This window comes from Stenotrophomonas sp. VV52 (assembly GCF_002893095.1).
GTDB classification, from domain to species: domain Bacteria; phylum Pseudomonadota; class Gammaproteobacteria; order Xanthomonadales; family Xanthomonadaceae; genus Stenotrophomonas; species Stenotrophomonas aracearum.
In genome coordinates, this window is record NZ_PKQQ01000010.1 from 1 (window position 1) to 17,846 (window position 17,846).

Annotated in this window: 11 protein-coding genes and 1 tRNA gene; 4 read left to right on the forward strand and 8 right to left on the reverse strand. The window is 66.6% G+C overall.

Annotated elements, in window-relative coordinates:
- The first annotated feature begins 116 nt into the window (after positions 1–116).
- A tRNA-Leu gene (locus tag C2U58_RS15410) sits at positions 117–203 on the forward strand.
- 886 nt (positions 204–1,089) lie between these two features.
- Here C2U58_RS15410 and C2U58_RS15415 read toward each other — a convergent pair.
- The 4 genes from C2U58_RS15415 to C2U58_RS15430 are packed head-to-tail and all read right to left on the reverse strand — an operon-like array spanning position 1,090 to position 5,806.
- A complete protein-coding gene (locus C2U58_RS15415; protein ID WP_102946663.1) occupies positions 1,090–2,676 on the reverse strand; it encodes a DHA2 family efflux MFS transporter permease subunit in 1,587 nt (528 codons plus the stop codon).
- Positions 2,677–2,683: 7 nt separating this feature from the next.
- Positions 2,684–3,865 carry a multidrug efflux MFS transporter periplasmic adaptor subunit EmrA gene (gene emrA, locus C2U58_RS15420; protein WP_102946664.1) on the reverse strand — a complete coding sequence of 394 codons (1,182 nt, stop codon included), beginning with the start codon at positions 3,863–3,865 and terminating at the stop codon, positions 2,684–2,686.
- A 10-nt stretch (positions 3,866–3,875) separates the two neighbouring features.
- Entirely contained in the window at positions 3,876–5,369 is a 1,494-nt protein-coding gene (locus C2U58_RS15425) for an efflux transporter outer membrane subunit (protein WP_102946665.1), read from the reverse strand.
- On the reverse strand, positions 5,366–5,806 hold the full coding sequence (locus C2U58_RS15430) for a MarR family transcriptional regulator (RefSeq protein ID WP_102946781.1): 441 nt from the start codon (positions 5,804–5,806) through the stop codon (positions 5,366–5,368). Before C2U58_RS15430 ends, C2U58_RS15425 begins: the two co-directional genes overlap by 4 nt.
- A gap of 206 nt (positions 5,807–6,012) precedes the next feature.
- Here C2U58_RS15430 and parC point away from each other — a divergent pair, with 206 nt between their 5' ends.
- Positions 6,013–8,256 carry a DNA topoisomerase IV subunit A gene (gene parC, locus C2U58_RS15435; RefSeq protein WP_102946666.1) on the forward strand — a complete coding sequence of 748 codons (2,244 nt, stop codon included), beginning with the start codon at positions 6,013–6,015 and terminating at the stop codon, positions 8,254–8,256.
- Between the two features lie 321 nt (positions 8,257–8,577).
- Here the strand turns inward: parC and C2U58_RS15440 are convergent, their stop codons facing one another.
- Both C2U58_RS15440 and bfr read right to left on the reverse strand, forming a co-directional pair.
- Positions 8,578–9,141: a type I toxin-antitoxin system SymE family toxin gene (locus C2U58_RS15440; RefSeq protein WP_146033479.1), complete on the reverse strand. Its 564-nt coding sequence runs from the start codon at positions 9,139–9,141 to the stop codon at positions 8,578–8,580.
- 904 nt (positions 9,142–10,045) lie between these two features.
- Positions 10,046–10,534, reverse strand: coding sequence for a bacterioferritin (bfr, locus tag C2U58_RS15445; RefSeq protein ID WP_102946668.1), 489 nt, complete (start codon positions 10,532–10,534; stop codon positions 10,046–10,048).
- Between the two features lie 124 nt (positions 10,535–10,658).
- Between bfr and C2U58_RS15450 the strand changes: the two genes are divergently transcribed.
- Positions 10,659–13,004, forward strand: coding sequence for a penicillin acylase family protein (locus C2U58_RS15450; RefSeq protein WP_102946669.1), 2,346 nt, complete (start codon positions 10,659–10,661; stop codon positions 13,002–13,004).
- A gap of 31 nt (positions 13,005–13,035) precedes the next feature.
- Here C2U58_RS15450 and C2U58_RS15455 read toward each other — a convergent pair whose 3' ends face one another.
- Positions 13,036–14,421 (reverse strand): cation:proton antiporter, encoded by a 1,386-nt coding sequence (locus tag C2U58_RS15455; RefSeq protein WP_102946670.1) that lies wholly within the window; start codon positions 14,419–14,421, stop codon positions 13,036–13,038.
- Between the two features lie 54 nt (positions 14,422–14,475).
- Positions 14,476–16,167: an asparagine synthase B gene (gene asnB / locus C2U58_RS15460; RefSeq protein WP_102946671.1), complete on the reverse strand. Its 1,692-nt coding sequence runs from the start codon at positions 16,165–16,167 to the stop codon at positions 14,476–14,478.
- Positions 16,168–16,987: 820 nt separating this feature from the next.
- Between asnB and C2U58_RS15465 the strand changes: the two genes are divergently transcribed.
- Positions 16,988–17,824 (forward strand): pentapeptide repeat-containing protein, encoded by an 837-nt coding sequence (locus C2U58_RS15465; RefSeq protein ID WP_253256759.1) that lies wholly within the window; start codon positions 16,988–16,990, stop codon positions 17,822–17,824.
- The last annotated feature ends 22 nt before the right edge of the window (positions 17,825–17,846 follow it).

Genomic DNA, 17,846 nt, shown 5'->3' on the forward strand with positions numbered 1-17,846 from the left:
TCAAACCCGCGAAAGCGGGTTTTTTCGTTTCTGCGCCATGCCCGTCGCGAACGATTTTTTCTGCGACATGCTGTTGACACATTCGCCGTTCTCCCGCAGAATTCTCCTCCTGAGTCGCCCAGGTGGCGGAATTGGTAGACGCACTAGCTTCAGGTGCTAGCGGGGGCAACTTCGTGGAGGTTCGAGTCCTCTCCTGGGCACCACGACTCGGTAAATGATCAAACCCGCGAAAGCGGGTTTTTTCGTTTCCGGGGTTTGCCGCACGCGTAACCCTCTGTAGTGCCGGCCGCCGGCCGGCTCCTCCAATTGCATGCGATCCCGGTGGTCGGATTGCACACCTCGCGTAGAGCTGGGCTCTGCCCAGCTCGCTGTTGGATTCAGGCGAACAGCTCGGGGCTGCGTGGTTCCCCTGGTCAGGGCCGTCGGGTGCGGGTTTGTGGGGGACGCTGCAAGTACGTCCATGTAAGCTCATCGCCGCATCCATGCGGCTCGTGCCCCCTCAAACCCACCCCCGCCGACCCTCCGACAGTGGGTCGGAGGCCATGGGAAAAGCCGATGTGCCGACCGATGGTCGACACGAATTAGTCGTCTGATGGTCTACGGTGGACACGCATGGCGTGTCGCTACGCGACTGGTTCGTTTCAGGCGGTAGGGTTGGTTCCCAAACAACCGCCGTGGAAAATCCACACCCGGTGACGCATGGAAATCGAACGAATCAATGCGTCTGCCAACGGCCGACATCGGCGTTTCCCGTGGCCACCGGCCAACTGTCAAAGGGTCGACCGGGGTCGGTTTGCGGGGGAATCGGCGCCATGGATGGCGTCCGCTTAGCCCCCATGGACGGGTTTACGGCGACCCCGCAAACCGGCACCGGGCGGCCCAAGCCAGGGACACCGCGCAAGCGACGGCTGTTCGCCTCAATCCAACAGCGAGCTGGGCAGAGCCCAGCTCTACGAGATCTCATGCAATCCGTGGAGCCGGCCGGCGGCCGGCACTACGCGGCGTCTCGCCACGCATGAAACGTCGCGACGCGCACAAAAGAAAAGCCCCACATTTCTGCGGGGCCTCCGGATGCATCAATGCGCGCGGTCAGTGACCACCAGCCGACGCCGCACCGGCGCCTGCGCCGAATGGCGGCTTGGCCAGCCACAGGAAGGCGATGATCGCCAGGAACACCCAGCCCAGCAGGAAGAAGATGTCGTTGAAGCCCATCTGCGATGCCTGGTGGTTGATGATGTTGTTCAACGCCGCCGCACCATGCTGCAGGTCGCCCTGCCCCATTGCCGCCACCTTTTCCTGCATGCCCGGCGTGTACACCGAAATGCTTTCGGTCAGGTGCGCGTGGTGCTCCTGCGTGCGGTGTGCCCACAGCCACGTCGTCAGCGACGCCGCGAAACTGCCGCCCAGCGTACGCAGGAACGTCGCCAGGCCCGAACCCGCCGCAATCTCGCGACCGTCAAGGTCCGACAGCAGGATCTGCAGCACCGGCATGAAGAACAATGCCACGCCAATGCCCATGATCAGCTGCACCCCCGCCACGTGCGTGAAGTCCACCTGCAGGTTGAAACCCGAGCGCATGAAACTGGTGAACGACAGGAACACGAACGCGATCGACGCGATCCAGCGCATGTCGAAGCGCGACGCATACTTGCCCACGAACGGCGTCATGATCACCGGCAGGATACCGATCGGCGCCGTTGCCAGCCCCGCCCAGATCGCCGTATAGCCCATGTCGCGCTGCAACCACTGCGGGATCAGCAGCGACACACTGAAGAATGCCGCGTACGCCACCACCATCGCCAGCGTGCCCGCCCGGAAATTCCGATGCCGGAACAACCGCAGGTCCACGATCGGATCCTTGTCGGTCAGCTCCCAGATCAGGAACACCGCCAACGCCACCACCGACACACAGGCCAGCGCCACGATCATCGGCGAACTGAACCAGTCCTCATCGTTGCCCAGGTCCAGCACCAGCTGCAGCGCACCCACGCCGATCACCAGCGTGATCAGGCCCACGTAGTCCATCTTCGGCTTTTCGATGTGCTCCGGGCGCCCCTTCAACTGGTTGCCCACCACCAACGCCGCGAAAATGCCCAGTGGCACGTTGATCAGGAAGATCCATTCCCAACTGTAGTTGTCCGTGATCCAGCCGCCCAGGATCGGACCGCAGATCGGCGCCACCACCGTGATCATCGCCAGCAGCGCCAGCGCCTGCCCGCGTTTCTCGCGTGGGTAGATCGATACCAGCAGCGACTGCGTGATCGGGTACATCGGCCCCGCCACGAACCCCTGCAGCGCACGCGACACCACCAGCATGCCCATGCTCTGCGCCAGGCCACACAACAGCGACGCCACCACGAACGACAGCGTCGCCCAGATGAACAGCTTGGTCTCGCCAAACCGGCGGCTCAGCCAACCGGTCAGCGGCAGCGCGATCGCCGTACTGACCGCGAACGAGGTAATGACCCAGGTCGCCTGCTGCGAACTGGCGCCCAGGTTGCCGGCAATGGTCGGCAGCGAAACGTTGGCGATGGTGGTGTCGAGCACCTGCATGAACGAGGCCATGGCCAGGCCAGCAGTACACAGCGCGACATTGGCCGGCCGGAACGCGCCGGTCGCACCTGGCGCCGACGGCGCACCCGGAACACCGGGTGCGGCGGGAGCTTGTGCGGACATGATGGCCTCAGCTTGCCTTCGCCTGGCGCGGCAGGTTGTCCTGGATGATCTCGTGGATCACCTCGTCGGCGTTGTGCAGCTGCGTGGCGTACACGTCGGTGTCGAACACCTGGCCCTTCGCCGGCGCGGTCGGCAGCACCGTGCCCTTCTGGTCGCGCAGGCTCACCTCGGCCTTCATCGACAGACCGATGCGCAGCGGATTGTCGGCCAGCTGCTTCGCATCGATGGCGATGCGCACCGGCACGCGCTGCACGATCTTGATCCAGTTGCCGCTCGCGTTCTGCGCCGGCAGCAGCGAGAACGCCGAACCGGTGCCCAGGCCCAGGCTGTCGATGCGGCCCTTGTACTTCACCTCACCGCCGTACAGGTCCGAGCGCAGCTCCACTTCCTGGCCCAGGCGCATGTGGCGCAGCTGGGTTTCCTTGAAGTTCGCTTCCACCCACATCTGCTCGGTCGGCACCACCGCCATCAGGGCGTTGCCCGGCTGCACGCGCTGGCCAACCTGCACCGAACGACGCGCCACGTAGCCGCTGACCGGCGCCACGATGCCCGCGCGGGCATTGTTGAGGTACGCCTGGCGCAGCTGCGCCGCGGCCGCCTGCACGTCCGGCTGGGTGGCAATCACGGTGTCGTCGACCAGCGCATTGTTGCGCTCGAACGATTCGCGCGAACCGGCCACGGCCGCTTCGGCCGCCGCCAGCTCGTTGCGCGCATGCGCCAGCTCTTCATCGGAAATCGCGCCCGTTGCGGCCAGGCCCTTGCGGCGGGCGAAGTCTTCGCGCACGCGGTTCAGGGTGACCTGGCGCGCGCTCAGTTCGGCCTGCGCACCTTCCACGCTGCGGTACAGACCGCGGGTCTGGCGCACGGTCTTGGCCAGGTTGGCGCGGGCCTGCTGCAGAGCGACGTCGGTATCGGCCGGGTCCAGCTGCACCAGCAGCTGGCCGCGCTCGACGCGCATGCCGTCGTCGGCGTTGATCGCCACCACCGTACCGGTGATCAGCGGGGTGATCTGCACCTGGTTGCCCTGCACATAGGCATCGTCGGTTTCTTCGAACCAACGGCCGAACATGAAGTACCACAGCGCGGCCGCCGCGATCAGCAGCACCACGATGGCCAGCAGGCCACGCAGCAGCTTGCCGCGACGGGAAGGAGCTGCCGGTGCGGCAGCGGGAGCGGATGTCTGGCTCATGGAAGGACTCTCAGGAATGCGTGGATTCGGGGGCGGTGGCGAGCGTGGCGGTGTCGCCGGACGGGGTGAACCCGCCGCCGAGTGCCTGGCTCAGCCGGACCGAAACAAGGATCTGACGCGACTGCAGCGCGGCCAGCTGCTGCTGCGACTGCAGCAGCTGCGCCTCCACGCTGAGCACGTCCAGGTAGCTGCCGACGCCGGCCTTGTAGCGCTGCTGCGCAAGGTCGTGCGCCGCGCGCGCGGTGTCCACGGCCTGCGCCTGCGACGCGGCCTGTTCGGCCAGCGAGCGCACGGCGTTGACCTGGTCGGCCACTTCGCGCAGTGCGTCGACCACCGACTGGTTGTAGTTGGCCACGGCCAGGTCGTACTGCGCGTCGGTCTTGTCCAGGTTGGCGCGCAGGCGGCCACCGTCGAAGATCGGCAGGCTCAGCGCCGGCGCGATGAAGGCGAAGGTCGAACCGCTCTTGAGCAGCTGGTCGACCTCACCGGCCACCACGCCGCCGAGGGCAGTGAGGTTGAGGCTGGGATAGAACTTCGCCTTGGACGCGTCGATCTCGCGACCGGCCGCTTCCACCCGCCAGCGCGCCGCCACGATGTCCGGGCGACGGCCCAGCAGTTCGCTCGGCAACACGCTCGGCAACTGCAGGGCCAGCGGATTCAGCGGCTGCGGGCGTTCGATCTTCAGGCCGCGGTCCGGGCCCTGCCCGACCAGCGCGGCCAGCGCGGTGCGCGCGTCGTCGATCTGCTGCTGCGCGGCCTGCAGCTGCTGCTGCGCAACCGGAATGCGGGCTTCGGCCTGGCGGGTCTGCAGGTCGCTGTCGATGCCGGCCGCGCGACGCTGGCGGACCAGGGTCAGGGTCTTCTGCGAGCGGTCCAGCTCTTCGCTGGCCACGTCGTGCAGGCGCCAGGCGTAGCCCAGCTGCGCGTAGGCTTCGGCAATGCCGGCCGAGAGGTTCAGGCGCGCGGCCTGCGCGTCGACTGCGGCCGCATGGCCGCTGTCCACGGCAGCTTCCCAGGCAGCACGCTTGCCGCCCCACAGGTCCACGCCGTAGCTCACGCTCACGTAGGCCTGGCCGCTGCCGGCATAGCTGCCGCCCAGCTCGTCACCGACCATCGATTCGGGCAGGCGCACGCCGGTATAGCCACCCGACGCATTGACGCTGGGCAGCCGGTCCGCATGCGCGGTGCCGATCTGCGCGCGGGCCTGGCGCAGGCGCGCGTCGGCCGCGTCCAGCCCCGGGTTGTGCTGCAGGCCTTCGGCGATCAGGGCGTCCAGCTGCGGATCGTTGAGGGCGCGCCACCAGTCGGTGGCCGGCCACGCGGCCGGGCTCAGCGGGTGGCCGGCCAGGGTGCGCTGGGCCTGCAGGCTGTCGGCGTCGAGCAGCTTGCCGTGCGGTTCCAGGCCACCGGTGCTGGCACAGGCGGCGAGCGCAAGGGCCAGGACGGACAGCAGCACCGGCCGCAGCGGGCGCAGCGATGAAGTGCGATCAGTAATAGGAGTCATGGCGTAGTGAGGGAGTCACGGACACGGGTCAACAGGGAAAGCAGCTGGGCGCGCTCGTCGGCGGACAGGTCGCGCATGGCGTCGTCCATCACGGTGTCGCCGCGCCGCTGGAGCCGGGCCCACAGTTCGCGGCCCTGCTCGGTCAGTACGATCTGCAGCGCACGCCGGTCCTGCGCATGCGGTTCACGGCGCACGCAGCCAATGGCCTCCAGCTTGTCCAGCAGGCGGGTCACCGCGCTGGGGACCTGGTCCAGGGCCTGGGCCAGCTCGTTGGCGGTACACGGCGCGCGGAACGACAGCACCTTCAGGCCCAGGTAGTGGGTGAAGCCGATATCGAGGTTTTCCTCGGCCATGGACACGTCCAGCTCGCGCATCAGGCCATCGCGAACCTGGCGCAGCAGCAGTCCCAGACTGGGCGGGGTTTCGGGGCAGATCATCATGGGGAGGCACTTTACTTCCGAAAAATATATTTCTCAATGGAAATATTCGATCTGGAAGCAAATGCAGTGTTGCCCCATTCAGAACACTGGCCCGGGCCAGCCAATTCCTTCACATGGCTTGGCATCCCCCGCCGCATCCGGATAATCGACCGCCTGCGAGGGCGACAGCCGTCGCCGTCCCTTGCCACAGGTACCAATCCCGCATGACCGATCTAGCCCGCCCCGCTTTCCACGGCTTTGAACAGCTTCCCCTGCGTGAATACGCTGAACGGGCGTACCTGGACTACTCGATGTACGTGGTGCTCGACCGTGCGCTGCCGTTCATCGGCGACGGCCTGAAGCCGGTCCAGCGCCGCATCATCTATTCGATGAGCGAGCTGGGGCTGAACGCCGCCTCCAAGCCGAAGAAGTCCGCCCGTACGGTGGGTGACGTGATCGGTAAGTACCACCCGCACGGCGACAGCGCGTGCTACGAGGCGCTGGTGCTGATGGCGCAGCCGTTCTCGTACCGGTATCCGCTGATCGAAGGCCAGGGCAACTTCGGTTCGACCGATGACCCGAAGTCGTTCGCGGCGATGCGTTATACGGAGTCGAAGCTGACTCCGATCGCGGAGGTGCTGCTGGGCGAGATCAACCAGGGCACGACGGACTGGACGCCGAACTTCGACGGGACGCTGGAAGAGCCGACGTGGATGCCGGCGCGCCTGCCGCACCTGCTGCTGAACGGCACGACGGGCATCGCGGTGGGTATGGCCACGGACGTGCCGCCGCACAACCTCAATGAGATCGTCAGCGCGCTGCTGCACCTGCTGGACGATCCGGACGCGAGCCTGGATGCGCTGCTGGAGCACGTGAAGGGCCCGGACTACCCGAGCGCGGCGGAGATCATCACGCCGGCGGCGGACCTGCGGACGATGTACGACACGGGCTACGGCAGTGTGCGTGCGCGGTCGACCTTCCTGAAGGAAGGCACCAACATCGTGATCAATGCGCTGCCGTTCCAGGTGTCGCCGTCGAAGGTGATCGAGCAGATCGCGGCGCAGATGCGCGCGAAGAAGCTGCCGTGGCTGGAAGACATCCGCGACGAGTCGGACCACGCCAATCCGGTGCGGGTGGTGCTGGTGCCGCGTTCGAACCGGGTGGACGCGGAACAGCTGATGGGCCATCTGTTCGCGACGACGGACCTGGAGCGCAGCTACCGGGTCAACCTCAACGTGATCGGGCTGGACGGGCGTCCGCAGGTGAAGAACCTGAAGATGCTGCTGAGCGAGTGGCTGCAGTTCCGCCAGGCAACGGTGACGCGGCGCCTGAACCATCGCCTGGAGAAGGTGGAGCGTCGCCTGCACCTGTTGGAAGGCCTGCTGGTGGCGTTCCTGAACCTGGATGAGGTGATCCACATCATCCGTACGGAAGACGAGCCGAAGGCGGCGTTGATCGCGCGGTTCGGGCTGAGCGATGACCAGGCCGACTACATCCTGGAAACCAAGCTGAAGCAGCTGGCGCGCCTGGAAGAGATGAAGATCCGGGGCGAGCAGGACGAGCTGGCCAAGGAGCGCGAGAAGATCCAGTCGATCCTGGACAGCAAGGCGAAGCTGCGCAAGCTGATCCGCGACGAGCTCACGGCGGACGCGAAGAAGTTCGGCGATGCACGCCGTTCGCCGCTGGTGCAGCGTGGTGCGGCGCAGGCGATCGATGAGTCGGAGCTGGTGCCGAGCGAGCCGATGACGGTGGTGTTGTCGGAGAAGGGCTGGATCCGTGCGGCGAAGGGCCACGACATGGATCCGTCGACGCTGTCGTACCGTGAGGGCGATGCGTTGTTGGGGTCGGTGCGTTCGCGCAGCACGCAGCAGGTGGCGTTCCTGGACAGCGAGGGCCGTGCGTATTCGACGCTCGTGCATACCCTGCCCTCGGCGCGTGGCAATGGCGAGCCGCTGACCGGCCGCTTCTCGCCGGCGGCAGGCAGTGCGTTCATGACCTTGGCCAGCGGCGAGAACGATACGCGCTTCGTGCTGGCGTCGACGCATGGCTACGGGTTCGTGACGCGCTTCGAGAACCTGACGGGCCGCAACAAGGCGGGCAAGGCAATGTTGAACCTGACGTCGGGTTCGAAGGTGCTGACGCCGGCCGTAGTGGCCAACCCGGCGGCCGACCGGATCGTGGCGGTGACCAGTTCGGGCAACCTGTTGGCGATTCCGGCCAGCGAGCTGCCGGAACTGGACAAGGGCAAGGGCAACAAGATCATCGACATTCCGAAGGCGAAGCTGGCCACGGAACGTGTGGTGGCGGTGGTGGCGGTGGGCCCGGGCAACACGCTGCTGGTCCGCAGCGGCCAGCGCACGATGAACCTGTCGTACAAGGATCTGGAAACCTACATCGGCAGCCGCGCCACGCGTGGGCACCTGTTGCCGCGTGGTTGGCAGAAGGTGGACGGGTTGGCGGTGGAGTAAACGCCAACCTGCTTGCGCTTCAATCCACGAACGGCCGGGATCTTCCCGGCCGTTCTGTTTTGAGCTCGGATTGCACGCGATCCGTAGAGCCGGGCTCTGCCCGGCTCGCTGTTGGATTCAGGCGAACAGCCCTCGTCTGCGCGGTTTCCCTGGTCAGGGCCGTCGGGTGCGGGTTTGTGGGGGACGCCGTAAATACATCCATGTAGGCTCATCGCCGCATCCATGCGGCTCGTGCCCCCTCAAACCCACCCCCGCCGACCCTCCGATAGTTGATCGGTGAGTCGCTGAAACGCGGTAGAGCCGGGCTCTGCCCGGCTCCTCTCACCACCAGCGTGGACCTGAGTTCAATCTTTCATTCGGTGGCACCAGCTCGCGGGCCACCTTCGTGGCTGCCCTGCGCTCTGGGTGTCCCCACAATGCAAGGCTCAGCGAAAATCGATCCTCGTCGACATCCACGTAGCGCTGCATCAACAACTGCAGCAACAACGATGGTGTCTTCTTTACCTTCCATGCGGCTGCACGGAAGCGGCAGCGCAACTCACTGTCGAGCGATGCCCTGGTGACGTGCGGGTCTTCCAGAAGCGTGTAGTCGGGCTGCGTATCAAAGTCGTAAGGCGCCACAAAGCGGGGCTTTGACCGGGGGCCGGCAGGCGTCAGCAGGATTGCCCCATTGCGAGCTTGAATCTTGATCAGGCACCGTGGCGGGAATCCCAATCGGTGCAGCCACTTGCCGCGCAGCATGATCACCGGGACAGCCCCGGGCCATTCGGCATCGTCCTTCTCGGCCTGCGTCATTGCGGGTGTTTCAGGACTGCAACCATCGTCGGACGGATGGGCGTTTGCAGCGGAACAATCAGAGGGCGTGTCGGCCCGATGCGTTTGCATGGTAGACCTCCTGCAGAGAATGACCTCTCGCCAGGATGGCGAGAGGCGTCGGGAGGCTACAACCGCGAACTAGCAAAACGGCGTGGTTATTCCCCTGCTGAGGGTGTTGTATTAACCACACTCCCGACACAGGAAGGCATCATTCTGCTAGTTGCGGAGGTTGTAGGCTCCGTGGGCAACATTGCAGGCGCCAGCAAATTAAGAGAAATCGTTTGTTTCATTGGCTTTCGCACGTTTGGTAGACGCAGCCTATGCCTGACGCAAATGCCATCGTGACCATGCGCACCTCATCACAGAAGCGATCAAAATCAGCAAAATACGCGTCAATCAAAACATGCAAACCGCGTAGCGACACGCCACGCGTGTTCGCAGTTTCCATTCGAAAGCGACATAACCGCCGGGCAAAACCCGGCACCCGCGTTTCCCATGGCGACCGACAAACTCTCGGAGGGTCGGCGGGGGTGGGTTTGAGGGTGCACGAGCCGCATGGATGCGGCGATGAGCTTACATGGACGTACTTGCAGCGTCCCCCACAAACCCGCACCCGACGGCCCTGACCAAGGAACATTCAAGGGGTGCAGCTGTTCGCCTGAATCCAACAGCAGCCGGGCAGAGCCCGGCTCTACGGATGGCATGCAATCCCAGGAGCCGGCCGGCGGCCGGCACTACGCTGGTGCACGCGCGTTTGGGCACGGCGCGTCGTGGAAACGCTGCGCCCACAAAAAAACCGGGGAATCCCCGGTTCTTCTGCATCTCGCTGGCTGGCAAAAGCTGGCTGGCGATGTTTGAGGGCTGGCGAGCGTTGGCTGGCTGGCGGTGAGGCTTCCTGGGTCGGCCAACGGCCGACGCTACCGGAGTCGCGGCCGACGGTGGGTGCATGAGTCGGCCGGAGGTCGGGCCATGCTCAGTGCGCGACGTTGCCCTTCGATTCCATCTTGCTGGTCTGGTACAGCGCAAGACCAATGCGCTTGATCAGGCTCAGCTGCTGCTCCAGCCACCAGGCGTGGTCTTCTTCGGTGTCCTTCAGCTGCACCAGCAACATGTCGCGGCTGACGTAGTCCTGGTGCTGCTCGCACAGCTTCATGCCTGCCGCCAGGTTGTTGCGCACGCTGTACTCGGTGTCCAGGTCCTTCTGCAGCATCTCTTCCACCGTCACGCCCGGCTCGAAACCGTGCGGGCGCATGTCCGGCGTGCCGCCCAGGAACAGGATCCGGCGCAGCAGCGCGTCCGCGTGCTGGGTCTCTTCTTCCATCTCGTGGTTCAGTCGCTCGTACAGCGCGAACAGGCCCTGGTCTTCGTAACGGCGCGAATGGATGAAGTACTGGTCGCGAGCCGCGAGCTCGCCGCGCAGCAGTTCCTTCAGGCAGGCAATGACGTCCGGATGGCCTTTCATGGGGGTGTCCTTATGAATCAATGCGGGCATGGTGCCCTATCCGGAAATACAGTGATCTAATCGGAATCAGTTGCAGTTGCACTTGCCCCTACAATCGGGGCATCACGGACGTCGGGGAGACGGCATGCGTCGTTGGCTGAAGCGGTTGCTCTGGGCTTGTGCGGTACTCGTCGCGGTAGCGCTTGTCGTCATCGGCGTGGCATGGACCCTGCTTCGCGGCAGCCTCGCCCCCCTGGACGGAGACACCCCCCTCGCCGGCCTCCAGGCCCCCGTGAGCATCCAGCGCGACGCCCTTGGCGTGGTCACCATCGACGCCGCCAGCCAGGCCGATGCCATGCGCGCCCTCGGCCTGGTCCACGCCCAGGAACGCTACTTCGAAATGGATCTCATGCGCCGCGCCGCCGCCGGCGAGCTTTCCGAACTGTTCGGGGCCGCCGCCGTCGACGTCGACAAGCGCATGCGCGTACACCGTCTGCGCGCCCGCACCGACGCCCACCTGGCCGACGCCCTCGGCGACCAGGCCGACGTCCTCCAGGCCTATGTCGACGGCGTCAACCAGGGCGTCGGCGCCCTCCGCGTGCGCCCCTGGCCCTACCTCCTGCTGCGCCAGCAGCCGGCCGCCTGGACCCGCACCGACTCCATCCTCACCGGCCTGGCCATGTACGCCGACCTGCAGGATCCCGCCAACCAGAACGAACTGGCCATGCGGCGCATCCGCGACGTCGCGCCCCCGGCCCTGTATGCCCTGCTCAGCCATGACGGCAGCGAATGGGATGCCCCCCTGTTCGGCGACGCACGCGGCAACGCCGTCCTGCCCGGCAAGGACGTGCTGGACCTGCGCAGCGACAGCTCGGCGCCGCCCGCTCCGGTGCCTGCCGAAGCCGACGTGCACGGCAGCAACAACTTTGCCGTCGCCGGCGCCCTCACCGCCGACGGCCGCGCCATCGTCGCCGACGACATGCACCTCGGCCTGCGCGCCCCCAGCCTCTGGTTCCGCGTGCGCCTGCGCTATCCGGACGCGCTCGCCGCCGGGGGCAAGGTGGATGTCAGCGGCTTCTCGCTGCCCGGCCTGCCGGCCGTCGTGGTCGGCAGCAACGGCCACGTCGCCTGGGGCTTCACCAACAGCTACATCGACACCGCCGACTTCCGCCCCGTCGCCGCCAACGAACCCGGCGTGACCGTGCACGAAGAACGCATCCGCGTCGCCAACGCACCGGAGGTGCACTTCCGCGTGCGCGAAACGGCCTGGGGCCCGATCCTGCACGAACGCCCCGACGGCAGCGGCGAGGCGTTGCGCTGGACCGCGCAGCTGCCCGGCGCGGTGCGCCTGGACTTCGCCGACATGGCGCGTGCTGGCGATCTGGATGACGCGCTGAAGATCGCCGACCGTGCCGGCATTCCCACCCAGAACCTGCTGCTCGCCGACAGCCATGGCCGCATCGCCTGGCGCCTGCTCGGCGCGCGTCCCGACCGCGCCGCCGACTGCCCGCCCGACGGCTTCACCACCACCGCCCCGGCCAGTTGCGCGCCGTGGCCGATCCGCAGCGATGCGGCACCGGCGCTGATCGACCCGCCCTCGCACCGGCTCTGGACCGCCAACGGTCGCGTGCTGGACGGAGCCGAGCTGGCAGTCGCCGGTGATGCCGGCTACGACCTCGGCGCACGCGGGCGACAGATCCGCGACGACCTCAATGCGAAACAGCGTTTCTCCGAACGCGACCTCCTGGCGATCCAGCTCGACGACCGCGCCGTGCTGATGGAGCGCTGGTACCGATTGATGCGCGACGTGGTGAGCCACAGCGACGACCCCGCGCTGAAGCGCTTGGAAGCAGCCACCCGCGAGTGGAACGGTCGCGCCACGGCCGATTCGGTGAGCTACCGGGTCGCGCGTGGTTTCCGTGGCAAGTTGTTGGACGCCGTCTCTGCGGGTCTGCTGGCGCCGGCCAAGGCCACGCTGGGCGAGGACTATCTGGAACCGCGCATGCCGCAGCTGGAAGGCGTGCTGTGGCCGCTGGTCACCGAACGGCCGATGCATCTGCTGCCGCCGCCGTACGAGAGCTGGGAGGGCCTGCTGGCCGACACCGCCCGTGACCTGGAGAAGGACCTCGCCGAACAGGGCCCGAGCCTGGCCGAACGCACCTGGGGCGAACGCAATACCGCCGACATCTGCCATCCGATCAGCCGCGCCCTGCCCGGCTTCGCCAGGCCTTGGCTGTGCATGCCTGCCGATGCCCTGCCCGGCGACAGCAACCTGCCGCGCGTGCAGGGGCCGAACTTCGGCGCATCACAACGCATGGTGGTCTCGCCCGGGCACGAAGCCGACGGCATCATCCACATGCCGGGCGGCCAGAGCGGGCACCCGCTGTCGCCGTTCTGGGGCGCGGGCCATCAGGATTGGGTGCAGGGCAAGCCGACCCCGTTCCTGCCGGGGCCGGCGCAGCACACGTTGAGGTTGACGCCAGCCGGTTGATTGCGAACGGTGACGCGGCCCGCCTCTACCGTTACCGCCGACGTTCCAGCAGGTTCATCAGCGGCCCGGTCATCGCCGTGGTCACCAGCGCCATGATCACCAGCACCGCGAACAGCCGGTCGCCGAGGAACCCCAGCTCGTAACCCAGGTTGAGCACGATCAGCTCCATCAGGCCGCGGGTGTTCATCAGTGCGCCCAGCTTCCAGGCTTCGTGGCTGTCCATGCCGGCGCTGCGCGCGGCACTCCACGTGCCCAGCAGTTTGCCGGCGGCGGCCAGCACGATCACCACCGCGCACAGCAGCAGGTCACTGGTCTGCAGCGCGTCGGCGCGCATGCGCAGGCCGGTCATGGCGAAGAACAGCGGCAGCAGCAGGGTCACTGCGAACGGCTCCACTTTTGCGATCAGCAGACTACGTAGCTGCGCGTTGGACGACACCGCTACGCCGGCGGCGAACGCGCCGAACAGGGCGTGGATGCCCAGCACTTCGGTCACCAGCGCACTGGCCAGCGACAGCAGCAGCATGCCCAGCAGCCAGCGCCTTTCGGTGCCCGGCTGGATCTGCTGGCGCGCGAACCACGGTTTGACCACGCCGAGCATCAGCGCGATGAACGCCACCACGCACAACAGGCTGAGGCTGGCCGGCACCCATCCGGCCGCCTGCGCGGCCGCCACGATCAGGGCGAGCAGGCACCAGGCGGTGGCGTCGCCAAGCGCGGCGCAGGCAATGGCGGTTTGCCCGAGTGGGGTCTGGCTGATGCCGCGGTCGGACAGGATCCGCAGCAGCACCGGGAACGCGGTAATGCTCAGCGAAATGCCGACAAACAGGGCGAACGCGGTGAAGCCCACGCCCTGCGGGCCATGCTCGGGATACAGCCAGATCGCCAGCAGCACGCCGAGCACGAACGGCACGGCGATGCCGGCATGGCTGACGGTAAAGGCAAAACGGCGACGGCCACGGAGACCGCCCAGATCAAGTTCGGCGCCCGCCACCAGCAGGAACATGAGCACGCCGAGCTGGCTGAGCATGCCCAGCGGGCCCAGCGAGGTGGCCGGGAACAGTGCACCGTGCAGGCCCGGCAACAGGCTGCCGAGGACCAGCGGGCCCATCATCAGGCCGGCGGCCATTTCGCCGATCACCGCCGGCTGGCCCAGACGCTTCAGCAGCGCGCCCGCGCCCTTGGCCACGATCAGCAGTACCAGCAACTGCAGCAGGAACAGGCCCAATGGCGAGGCCAGATGGTGGGCCCAGTCGCTACCCACCACCGGTTCGGCTTTGGCCGCCACGGCCGGCAGGTCCGGGCCCGCGTAGCGGGCCAGGGCCAGGCCGATCAGCAGCGGGACACCAGCCCAAGCCAGGTACTGCCAGCCCCATTTCATCCGCGGCACGCTGCCTCCGGCCTGTGCATCCATGAACATTCCCCAATGCCTGAGAGGGGAATGGTAACCGGTGGACCCGGCCAGTGGCCGGGGTTACGCCAGGGCCTGCTCATGCACGCCGGAAACGGCGCGACCGGAGGGGTCGGCCATGGCGGCGAAGCTGGCGTCCCAGGCGATGGCGGCCGGCGACGAGCAGGCGATGGACTTGCCGCCCGGAACGGTGTCGGCGGCGGCCTGGCTGGGGAAGTACTGCTCGAAGACGTGGCGGTAGTAATAGGCTTCCTTGGTCTGCGGCGGGTTGTGCACGAAGCGCTTGTCGGCGGCGGCCATGACCCGGTCGCTGATCTGGGCTTCGGCATGCGCCTTGAGACCGTCGATCCAGCCGTAGCCGACGCCGTCGCTGAACTGTTCCTTCTGCCGCCACAGGATGGAATCGGGCAGGTAGCCTTCGAACGCTTCGCGCAGGACGGCTTTCTCGATCCGGCGCGCGCCGTCGCCGCCCTGCCCGACCATCTTGTGGCGGGCGTCGATGCGCATGGCGACGTCGAGGAATTCACGGTCGAGGAACGGCACGCGCGGTTCGACGCCCCAGGCCATCATCGACTTGTTGGCACGCAGGCAGTCGTAGTTGTTGAGAGCGTCGAGCTTGCGCACGAGTTCTTCATGGAATTCGCGGGCGTTGGGGGCTTTGTGGAAGTACAGGTAGCCGCCGAAGATTTCGTCGCTGCCTTCGCCGGAGAGCACCATCTTGACGCCCATGGCCTTGATGCGGCGGGCGAGCAGGAACATGGGGGTGGAGGCGCGGATGGTGGTGACGTCGTAGGTTTCGACGTGGCGGATGACGTCGGGCAGTGCGTCGAGGCCTTCTTCGAAGGTGTATTCGAAGCCGTGGTGGACGGTGCCGAGCGCTTCGGCGGCGATGGCGGCGGCGGCGAGGTCGGGCGAGCCTTTCAGGCCGATGGCGAAGGAGTGCAGGCGCGGCCACCAGGCTTCGCTCTGGTCGCCGTCTTCGATGCGGTGGCGGGCGTAGCGGGCGGCGACGGCGGCAACGAGGGAAGAATCGAGGCCGCCGGAGAGCAGGACGCCGTAGGGCACGTCGGTCATCAGCTGGCGGTGGACGGCGCGCTCGAAGGCTTCGCGCAGGGCGGCGCGGTCGGCGTCGACGCCTTCGACGGCGGCATAGTCGCGCCAGGGGCGTTCGTAGTACCGGGTGAGGGTGTCGGTGGCGCTGTCGTACCAGTGGCCGGGTGGGAACTGGGCCGCGTCGGCGCAGGTGTCGACGAGGGATTTCAGTTCGGAGGCGACCAGCAGGCGGCCGTCCTTGTCATGGCCCCAATAGAGGGGCACGACGCCGATGGGGTCGCGTGCGATCAGGACGCGTTGCCTGGCGCGGTCCCACAGGGCGAAGGCGAAAATGCCGTTGAGGCGGTTGAGGAAGGACGACGGCGTGTGCTGCTGGTAGAGGGCGTTGATGACTTCGCAGTCGGAGCCGGTCTGGAAGGCGTAGGGCTGTTCCAGTTCGGCCTTGAGTTCGCGGTGGTTGTAGATTTCGCCGTTGACGGCGAGGGCAAGGCTGCCGTCTTCGGAGAGCAGCGGCTGGGAGCCGCCGGCGGGGTCGACGATGGCGAGGCGTTCGTGGACGAGGATGGCGCCCTCGTCGACGTAGACGCCGCTCCAGTCGGGACCGCGATGGCGCTGGCGCTGGGAGAGGTCGAGCGCATGGCGGCGCAGGACGGTGAGGTCATCGCCGGCCTGCAGGCCGAACATTCCGAAGATCGAACACATGGGAACAGCTCCTTGAGGTTGGGGGAATACACGTAACGGCTGCATTCGACCGGCCACCGATCCCGGGCCTGACCTGCACCCGGAAAACAAAAAACCCGCATCGGCCGATGCGGGTTTTCTGGGTTCCGGGCGTGTGTTGCTTGTTCTAGCCCTGGTCGCAGTCCCGCATCGGCCGCGCACGATTATTCGCGCGCAGATTATTGCGGTTGTTGTTGACGGCGGTGGCCAGAAGCGAGGACATGGGTCGACCGTAGCGCTGTTTCTTGGGGAGTGCAACAGTTGCTGTCGCAACCTACGCGGGCGGGGCTGTGCCGGAACCTCCGGATGCCATTTCCCGGTAGAGCCGGGCCCTGCCCGGCTGCGGTTGGATTCAGGCGAACAGCCCGCAGGTGCGAGGGTTCCCTGGCTTGGGCCGCCCGGTGCCGGTTTGCGGGGTCGCCGCAAGTACGTCCATGTAAGCTGCGTCGCCGCATCCATGCGGCTCAGCCCCCCGCAAACCGACACCGGGCGACCCTTTGACAGTTGGCCGGTGGCCAAGGGAAACGCGGTTGCCCGCCGGTGGCCGGCGTGGCGATGCCGATCATTTCCATGCGTCACCGAGCGCAGATGATTTCACGGCGGTCGTTTGGGAACCGACCCTACCAAACGGCGCAGGCGCACCGCGTAGTGACACGCCATGCGGCGGGTGGGGGGTACGGGACCGTGAAGGCACATGGATGTGCCGCCCGAGCTTAACGGGAGATTTGATGCGTGTCCCGTACCCCCACCCGCCGGCCCAACACCAGGGAATCTCTCCGCCGAGGGCTGTTCGCCCAGATGTATGAAGCCGGGCAGAGCCCGGCGCCCCGGATGCCATGCAATCAAGGGCAGCCGGGCAGCCGGGCAGCCCCCGGCACTACACGCCGCGTTGTACACAGATTCCAGCGCCCAGCAAGACTGCATTGAGGTTCGGCGATGGTCGACAATGCGCGGCATGGACATCATCACTTTCCGCGACGAAACGATCGGTCGTGCGCGCATGCAGGCGATCGTTGCGGCACATCCGCGCAACGCTGTTTTTGAGGATTGCACGTTCGACGAGGGCGATTTTTCGCGACTGGACATGGACGGATTCCAGTTTGTGCGCTGCTCGGTCGCCGGGGCGTCCTGGTTGGCCGCATCGCTGGAAGAGACCCAGTGGACCAAGTGCCGTGGCGGGCAGTGCGATTTCAGTTCGGCCCTGCTGAGCGATGCGCGCTTTTCGCACTGCGATCTCAACAACAGTCATTGGCGCCGCGCGACGCTGTCGTCGGTGCGCTTCGAGGACTGCAAGCTGACCGGCGCGCACCTGCAGGAAGTGACCGGCTGGGCGCTGGAGTTCCGCGACTGCCTGCTGGTCAGCGCCGACCTGCGCGGCCTGTCGTTCCGCAAGGCGGAGCTGGTCGGAATGGATTTTTCCGATGCCGAACTGTCGGGCTGCGACTTCCGCGATGCCGTGTTTGAAGGCGGCAGCCTGCGCAATGCGCAGACCCGGTTGACCCGGTTCGAGGGCGCTGACCTCCGCGGGGCCGACATCACCGGGCTCAATGTGATGGACGCCAAGCACTTCAAGAAAGCGGTGATCTCGCAGCGGCAGGCGGCCGCTGCGTTGGCGGCCTTTGGGTTGATTGTCGCTTGATGCCGGCGTGTGCGTGGAGCCG

What these genes read in the sequence shown, in the direction of transcription:
- C2U58_RS15415 (WP_102946663.1), bottom strand. Translation starts at nt 2,676, where the DNA reads ATGTCCGCACAAGCTCCCGCCGCACCCGGTGTTCCGGGTGCGCCGTCG.
- emrA (WP_102946664.1), bottom strand. Translation starts at nt 3,865, where the DNA reads ATGAGCCAGACATCCGCTCCCGCTGCCGCACCGGCAGCTCCTTCCCGT.
- C2U58_RS15425 (WP_102946665.1), bottom strand. Translation starts at nt 5,369, where the DNA reads ATGACTCCTATTACTGATCGCACTTCATCGCTGCGCCCGCTGCGGCCG.
- C2U58_RS15430 (WP_102946781.1), bottom strand. Translation starts at nt 5,806, where the DNA reads ATGATCTGCCCCGAAACCCCGCCCAGTCTGGGACTGCTGCTGCGCCAG.
- parC (WP_102946666.1), top strand. Translation starts at nt 6,013, where the DNA reads ATGACCGATCTAGCCCGCCCCGCTTTCCACGGCTTTGAACAGCTTCCC.
- C2U58_RS15440 (WP_146033479.1), bottom strand. Translation starts at nt 9,141, where the DNA reads ATGCAAACGCATCGGGCCGACACGCCCTCTGATTGTTCCGCTGCAAAC.
- bfr (WP_102946668.1), bottom strand. Translation starts at nt 10,534, where the DNA reads ATGAAAGGCCATCCGGACGTCATTGCCTGCCTGAAGGAACTGCTGCGC.
- C2U58_RS15450 (WP_102946669.1), top strand. Translation starts at nt 10,659, where the DNA reads ATGCGTCGTTGGCTGAAGCGGTTGCTCTGGGCTTGTGCGGTACTCGTC.
- C2U58_RS15455 (WP_102946670.1), bottom strand. Translation starts at nt 14,421, where the DNA reads ATGTTCATGGATGCACAGGCCGGAGGCAGCGTGCCGCGGATGAAATGG.
- asnB (WP_102946671.1), bottom strand. Translation starts at nt 16,167, where the DNA reads ATGTGTTCGATCTTCGGAATGTTCGGCCTGCAGGCCGGCGATGACCTC.
- C2U58_RS15465 (WP_253256759.1), top strand. Translation starts at nt 16,988, where the DNA reads ATGAAGCCGGGCAGAGCCCGGCGCCCCGGATGCCATGCAATCAAGGGC.